Genomic DNA, 2,790 nt, shown 5'->3' on the forward strand with positions numbered 1-2,790 from the left:
ACTTTTTTGCTGCACTCCGGCAGCAGGGCTTCATCATCAGTCGGCCAGAAATATCGGGCCGCCTGAATCCAAATTCTGGGGAATTTCCCGTACTACGATCCACGTAAGAGCGGCCTGGGCAACATGTGCCCAGACCGACTGTCTGTCCTGTGGGGAAAGGATTAATAACCGAAGTCGCGCCCGATCATGGGTATTTTGGCCGCGTCTTCGGAAACGCTATTGAGTGATTGGGAGCCAAAGTTCATCCCAATCAACCCGCCATAGATTTCGCTGTTGGCGATGTCTACTTTGCCGCTGGCCGATGACAGACGCACAGCGCCGCCATTCATACCGACCAGGCCGCCAACGTAAGCGCCGTAGCTGCCGGCAACGCTACCGGAGGCTGAAGAACGGGTGATATCTCCGCCATTGGAGCCAACCAAGCCCCCCACATGGCTGCGATTTCCCCCGCGTACGGCTCCACCGGCGGATGCAAGTTCGATTTTTTTGCCGATTTTCACATCGCCCGCCAAGCCGCCAACCCGGCTATCGGCACCGGCGGAAACGTCGCCGTTAGCCGAGACGTCCAGCAGATTACCTGCGCTGTAGCCCACCAAACCGCCGGCCCGGCTGTTCACGCCGGCGGTGACGTTTCCTTTGGCTGAAGACTGTTGCACCATACCATCATCGTTTTGACCAATCAGGCCGCCGACCCGGCTATTCGCTGCCGCCGTCACCGCGCCTTCAGCCGAAGAAGACTGAACCGCCCCGGTGCCGTTCAGGCCGATCAAACCGCCGGCGAAGGCATTGTTGCCGCCGCTCACCGTTACATTGGCCAGCGCCGAGTTGACCGGGCCGGCGTGGTTGCGGCCAATCAACCCACCAAGGTGAACACCGCTCCTGTCGGTGACCGCCCCCTTGGCCGAAACGTGGCTAATCGCCCCCTGTTGATTCCAGCCAACCAGGCCACCGATAGCCTCACTGCCAGAACCATTAACCTGAGCGATGGCTGATGAATCAGCGATCGCGCCGCCCGCGTTGAAACCGATCAGGCCACCCGCCCAGCTCTTTTCCCTGGCAGATACGCTGCCGTTAAAGGAGGCATTGCGAACCTCCCCGGTGTTGTAACCAATCAGACCGCCAACGTTGGCATTGCGCCCACCGTTCACAGTGCCGGTGGCAGTGGCATTAACGACGGTGCCGCCCTCGTTCAAGCCGATCAGCCCCCCGACATTGCGGCTGGTCAGATCGGTGACGTTACCGCTGGCCAATGCATGAGTGATTGCACCGTTTTGATTTTTGCCCACCAGGCCCCCCAGCGCTGCGGCGCCGTCGGCGACGATCTGGCCGCTGGCAACAGAATCGCTCAACGAGCCCGACTGATTGAAACCAACCAACCCGCCAACCTGGCCAGAGCGTCCGGCATTGATGCGAGTGCTGGAATCAGCATGAGAAATGCTGCCGCCGCGGATATTTTCCCCGACCAAGCCGCCAACGTTCAGGCTCTCGCCGGCAAGATTAATGGAACCGCCGCTGGAAGAGTTGGCGATAACGCCGCCCCAGTTAGCGCCAACCAACCCGCCAGCACCATAGGACTCTCGATCCATTTGCCCCATGAGCTCAACGTCGGCACGGCTGTTGTTGATCGTTGCCACACCCTGGTTGTTGGTAATGTTATGGCCGACCAACCCACCCATTGCGTAGGTATATCGGCCCCCCATCACCTTACCGCTGGCCGAAGAACCTTCGATGCTGCCGCGTAAATTGTTGCCTACCAAGCCGCCGAGCGTATTGAGGTAAGCGCTGCCGGTAACCTGTACGCCTTTCGCCTTCACGTTGCTGATGCTGCCGAGATTGTTTCCGGCGAGCGTGCCCACCTGGGTGTTGTAAGCTCTGGATCCCGCGCCGCTGGCTGAAATACGCTCCAGGTTCAGGTTGCTGATACTGCCGGTATTGGTGCCAACCAGCCCGATCGCGCTGCCACTGCCATAAATGGAGAGATCGCTGAGGGTATTGCCCAAGCCATCAAGCGTACCGGAGAAATTGACACGACCGTCGCCCAACGTATTGAAGCGATCTTTGCCGACAATTTGATTGCCCAGTACATAGCGGCCATTCATATTGTTTTCGATCGCGCGCAGCTGTTGCAGGCTCTGCACCACCTGGTAGCCTTCACCGTTGGCACTGAATGTGGCCCCGGCGCCGGACAGCGTGACCGCCGCCTCGTTATTCAGCGCATACCCGGTCTTGTGGTTCAGCTCCAGCCCTGCCCCGGCACCCGTTGCCTGCAGCGGCGCATTGAGCTTGATGCCCGCACGCTCGGAAGTGAGCGACAGTTTATTGCCGCTCTGCCAGGCCACCGGGCCGGAGACGGCGACATCACCCTGAGTACTGGTCAGCGCCACGTTGTTGTTCGCCAGACCATTGGCCAGCGTGGCCGCATTCAGGGTGCCGTTATCGGCGACGTTAACCTCGGCGGCCGCTATCTTCCAGCTGCCGGTTTTGCCGTTGGCCGCTTGGGTGGTCACCTGCACCGCAGGCTGAACCGCCACGCGGGCGCCCCGGGTTTCAACCGCGCCGCCGTTGCCCGCCGCCGCGCTCGCATCGAGAACGCCCGCCACGTTCACCACGCCGGTGTTGCCGCCATCCAGCACGATACGCCCCGCCTGATTGCTCAGCGTGGTGGCCGTGATGGTCCCCTGGTTATTCACCACGGTTTGCAGCATGTCGCCCGCCGCTTTGGCGGTCATCAGTACCTGGCCGCCTTCGGCCTTCAGCAAGCCGCCGTTCTGCGCCAGCGCATTCACCGCC

1 protein-coding gene is annotated in these 2,790 nt (G+C 61.0%); it reads right to left on the minus strand.

Features of this window, described 5'->3' with window-relative positions; all coding sequences use genetic code 11:
- Positions 1–161: 161 nt before the first annotated feature.
- A partial coding sequence (locus tag QZQ97_RS24465; protein ID WP_311995508.1) for a beta strand repeat-containing protein occupies positions 162–2,790 on the minus strand: 2,629 nt, incomplete at its 5' end.

Source organism: Serratia sp. root2 (genome assembly GCF_031931805.1).
GTDB classification, from domain to species: Bacteria; Pseudomonadota; Gammaproteobacteria; order Enterobacterales; family Enterobacteriaceae; genus Serratia; species Serratia inhibens.